The sequence below is a fragment of the Burkholderia sp. BDU5 genome, assembly GCF_001522845.1.
Lineage (GTDB): Bacteria > Pseudomonadota > Gammaproteobacteria > Burkholderiales > Burkholderiaceae > Burkholderia > Burkholderia mayonis.
Window position 1 is genome coordinate 1 of the sequence record NZ_LOWC01000034.1, and the last position, 4372, is coordinate 4372.

Sequence of the window (4372 nt, forward strand, 5' to 3'; positions counted from 1 at the left end):
TTCCTGCAAATCCAACAACACCGTTTCGGCCTCACCGCCTTTCCGTATAAGCCGTCCAGGATTGTTCAGGTTCGACTGGCTAGGCATGCAGCGCGTGGTGGATTTTGCCGCCGGCATCAGATACGCACGCGAGCTTGAGCAGCAGACTTGTGTGTAATGGAATGCCTTGTACCCGGCATCACATGATGCTGCTCCGATACGAAGTCTTGTAGGTTGGACCTTATGTTCGCGATTACACGCTTTCACAATTTCATGTCGCTGTACCAAGGCCGGTACGCGACCGCCCTTGCGAAAACGCTCAATGCATCCGTGTTCGCCGCGAAAGCGCTCGACATTGCTCTATCCACTGGCGAAATCTCTCTCGATAGACTGCATCTACTTCTCGGTTGCAGTCGCGGTCAAGCAATCGGTGCCGCGTTCGACCTGCAGGAACAGGGGCTGGTCAAGGACATTGAATCCACGAAAAATCAGAACGGCGAATACGTTCTCGTACCCATCGACGCGCGATGCGAAGCTGCCCGACTGTATCGCGCCAAGCTAGAACAAATGAGCCGGGACATCGGTCTGTATGATGACCTAGAACGAACGCTGCCTGGGTTGAAGGCCATTTTCATGGAAGCGCTATCGGCGATGGAAGCCAAATGCATCGGGCGTTGATATCTGCGAGATAGGACGCGGAGGACGACGTAGCCGATCCTCAGCTGCGCCAAACCCTAGTCTTATTGAATGCCTCCTTCTCCAGAAACGCGCTCTCAAGGTCGATATTGAATCGGTTCGCTATCGCACAAATGTATATGAAGATGTCAGCGAGTTCCTCTTTAATCGACCCTATTTTAGAATTCTGATCGATTCCCATCGCTTGATGCTTGCGCACCGCTTTGAATAATTCGCCCATCTCTTCCCCTAACAGGAGGCATTTCTCAATCGCATCCTGTTCGGAGAAGCCTCGCTCAATTTCTAGATCCCTCACATAACGTTGGAAATCTTTAAGCTGCGGATTTGTTGCTAGCTGAAGTGACGACATCGCACACCCATTAAAATGAAAAGCCAGTAAAAACACTACCAATTGTAAGCCAACTAACTCGGCCTTAGTTCGACGAGACTCGTCGCCCCGGCTGCATTCCGGACGAGATCAGGAACGTATCCTGCAACCTTTTCGGCGGTACCACCGCGGCCCTTACATGCCAAACACCATGGATTGTTTATTGTGAACGAACGCATCCGATCAAGTACTTTATCAAAACTGTCAACATAGAGGTTACCTTGGGAGAACTGACCAAATGTAAACGAACAGGGATATACCGAGCCATCTGAGTCGATCTCAATCGTCTCCTCTCCTGCTCGACATAACCCAATTTGCGAATCTTTTGTAGACTGATACTTGTACGACGGTATCTCAAGACGGATACCAGCGTCGCGAGCGAGTGAAATAAAAAGATCTCTGGCTGCAACGAACTCTCCAGACGAAAGTTCTTCCGATAGAAGCGATTTTCCACGTCCATAAAGATTTAGGCGATTAGCCTTTATCTCCCGAATCCCGAACGCTTTCGCGAGCTCTATGTATTTAGTCATTTCCGGAACATTTGAACGACAAAGGGTTATCCGCAAACTCAAGCTGCCCGGAAAAAGATCACACAGCTCCCGGAGACCACGCAATGTCAACCGGAATGCGCCCGCTCCCCTTAGCCGATCGTTCGTTTGTTCTGTTGCTCCATCGAGCGAAACCGTTATTGAACGAATGTGGGGACAGTCGGCCAGCAGAGACGCCCTTTGATGTGATAGGGGGATTCCGTTTGTCACAATAGAAATAGAAAGATCACATTCGCCGGCGCAAAGCGCGATTTGATCGAAATTCCGATGAAATAAAGGCTCACCGCCAGCGAGGGTAACTCGAAATACACCCGCATCGCGCAACGAGCGAAAGGCGGATTCGATCAGGCTAATGGGTAGCTCCTTTGAATCCCGTTCACCAGAACTGTTGTAACAATGCGCGCAGTACAAGTTGCATCGCTTTGTCACGTTAAAGAAGGCTTTTATAGGAGCCGAAAGGCCTCCTACCTTTGGCGTTGATGAGACACGAATAATCTCGATACCCTCTTCGACTGGCGTGCGATCTTCACAGCCCAATACAGATCCGACAGTGCTTATGTCTTTTTCTATCTGTTCGAGAGTCGCATGATCGATAAAAATAGACGACCCGATTCCCGGCGCATAAAGCATTGCACCAAACGATTCGTATCTAATATATAATTTTTTCATTTTTACGCTCTATGCGCGGCGTCCCACTCCCTTCTTTTGTTGATTTCTTCGCGCTCTCGGAACGCTGGCTCAAGTGAAACATCATGCTGGCTCGCAAGGTCCAGCAAATAAACAAATATATCCGCGAGCTTAAGCCCAATAACATGCTGCGTGTCCGGACTCAAGTTCTCATTATCCGGCCAAGTTTCACGCATGGCTTGCGCTAAATCCCCGAGCTCTTTTGTGAGAAGAATAAACGCATTTTTCTTTTCATTCTTGAAGCCTCGGATTTCTTTCAATTTCACCACATAATCCTGAAAATCATGCAGCGTAGGGTTTTCTGGTAATTGAAGTTGCTCTTCACCCGGATTTAAGGGGCGAGGCAGCACCTTTTTCTCTTCAGCCATCATGTATTGGACGATCACGATATACTCCTACGTTGACGAGTTATCAACAACTATTCTGAGCGTGCGATTTGGATAAGAACCCACTCCGTATCCTTCATAGCAGTAGGGGTCTGTGGTTTCTATGCCACCTGTGGCCGCATATGAACGTAGATAACAGCCACCTTTACAGCCCGAATAGGATCCACACCCCTTGCAATCGGCGCTCCCGTCCATGCTTCTAAACAAGAGCATGGCCTGCCCGTTGTCCCAAGCGCTCCTGAGGCTCACCGATGGGAAATAGCCGTCGGAGTAAACGCCCCTTCCAAAACTGCTACAAGGCTGAATTTCGCCTATTGCCGTCACACAGAAGCTTTCCTTGCCGGCATAACATCCGAAGCCAAGTTCTTCTATATATTGAGAAGCATGTCCGCCTCGATGCTCGTAAGGGTTAAGAGGCAAAGTGATCTTAGTTTTATATTTTTTCGAGTTACAAATTTCCGCAAGACATTTCATTGCAGAAATATACTCTTGGGGCGTTGGAAGCAGCCATTCTTTCGCGTTCGCCCTGCCAGCCTCGCGCACACAGTTAAATTTTACGGTATCAAAACCAAGCAACTCAGCGAATTGAATTATCTTTTCAAGAGATCGGACGTTTGTTTTTAAGATCGTGCACTTTGCAGCAACCTTACCCCGATAAACAGAGCGCAAGCGTTCTAAGCCTCGGATAACGTACTTTAGACGTCCTCGCCCCCTGACCGCTCCAAAGGATTCATCATCCCACCCATCCAAACTAATGTTTATCGTTCTGATATCGAGAGATGCCAAACGTTCAGCATTTTTATCGGTTATCAAAGTCGCGTTAGTTGAAAACGATACATCCACACCCCGCGCGAGCGCATATTCGACTAAAGGAAAAAAGTCTCGATCTGCGAGAGGCTCACCGCCTGCTATTGAAATTCGATAGCATCCCATCTCCGTCATCTGGTCGATGAGCTCTAATTTTTGCGACATCGTCAGTTCGTTGGGGTCTTTCTTGTCAGAATTCGTATAGCAGTGCTCGCAGCTTTCCGGACAACGTTCGGTAATCTCGTAGAAAATTCGAAGAGGAGCAGATAATGACGCTGCCGGCACCGCGTTATTTACAAACTGAACATCGGATGACAGTAGCCCCTCGATACCCATGGACGTACGAATCTCTGATACTTCGTCAGCGTCAGTGTTGAATTGAACATACTCCTCGGGCGACAAGGGAGAATCTGGCCGCGTGAGTAGTCTATCGGCAAGTTTGTCGAGATAAATGTACTCTTTGGAGTGCCGATCGTAGAGCAGCCCCCCAAAGAACTCCCGTCTATGCACGAATGGAGACATGCCTGCCTCCATCGAATCAGTGATGATCCGTTCGGACTTTAAAGTAGCGTGCTCGATGTTTCTGCGCGGGGTTGTTCTCCTTGTCCGAACCGCCTAGCGTGTGCTCATCAATATTATTCGATGCGCTATCTTCCAGAGCACGCCCTCTACAGGTTGACTCGACATTGCGCATATCGGAGTCGAAGCGGAGGTCTTCTTTCTTACGGGCATTTGCGACCATTTAAGGCTCCTTTGACGCGTTCAGTACGCGCCAATTTTTTATAGGTGATCTTATATGAATTGTCAACTCGACAGCGAGGCCGTTGTCGCGAGCAAATGAATTGTCCGGGTCTGTAGCACGTAATCTGTCCGGTTTTTGGGTGCGGCATGAAGCCAGCCGT

Annotated in this window: 5 protein-coding genes; 1 reads left to right on the top strand and 4 read right to left on the bottom strand. The window is 48.9% G+C overall.

The genetic code is table 11. From position 1 onward, the window contains the following. Nucleotides 1–222 precede the first annotated feature (222 nt). Nucleotides 223–657: a hypothetical protein gene (locus WS69_RS07480; RefSeq protein ID WP_059470171.1), complete on the top strand. Its 435-nt coding sequence runs from the start codon at nucleotides 223–225 to the stop codon at nucleotides 655–657. 40 nt (nucleotides 658–697) lie between these two features. Here the strand turns inward: WS69_RS07480 and WS69_RS07485 are convergent, their stop codons facing one another. From WS69_RS07485 to WS69_RS30430, 4 genes are read right to left on the bottom strand one after another with little or no spacing between them, the layout of a single operon-like run. Beyond that, complete coding sequence (locus WS69_RS07485) at nucleotides 698–1060, bottom strand: MazG nucleotide pyrophosphohydrolase domain-containing protein (protein WP_197419222.1); 363 nt, start codon at nucleotides 1058–1060, stop codon at nucleotides 698–700. A 17-nt stretch (nucleotides 1061–1077) separates the two neighbouring features. Continuing rightward, on the bottom strand, nucleotides 1078–2259 hold the full coding sequence (locus tag WS69_RS30425) for a radical SAM protein (protein ID WP_082716026.1): 1182 nt from the start codon (nucleotides 2257–2259) through the stop codon (nucleotides 1078–1080). A gap of 2 nt (nucleotides 2260–2261) precedes the next feature. Continuing rightward, nucleotides 2262–2663, bottom strand: coding sequence for an RS21-C6 protein (locus WS69_RS07490; protein WP_156437982.1), 402 nt, complete (start codon nucleotides 2661–2663; stop codon nucleotides 2262–2264). Nucleotides 2664–2672: 9 nt separating this feature from the next. Further along, nucleotides 2673–3992 (bottom strand): radical SAM/SPASM domain-containing protein, encoded by a 1320-nt coding sequence (locus tag WS69_RS30430; RefSeq protein WP_156437990.1) that lies wholly within the window; start codon nucleotides 3990–3992, stop codon nucleotides 2673–2675. Between the last annotated feature and the right edge of the window lie 380 nt (nucleotides 3993–4372).

Bases quoted from the DNA above. Each gene is read 5' to 3' on its own strand.
- WS69_RS07480 (WP_059470171.1), top strand. From the start codon at position 223: ATGTTCGCGATTACACGCTTTCACAATTTCATGTCGCTGTACCAAGGC.
- WS69_RS30425 (WP_082716026.1), bottom strand. From the start codon at position 2,259: ATGAAAAAATTATATATTAGATACGAATCGTTTGGTGCAATGCTTTAT.
- WS69_RS30430 (WP_156437990.1), bottom strand. From the start codon at position 3,992: ATGTCTCCATTCGTGCATAGACGGGAGTTCTTTGGGGGGCTGCTCTAC.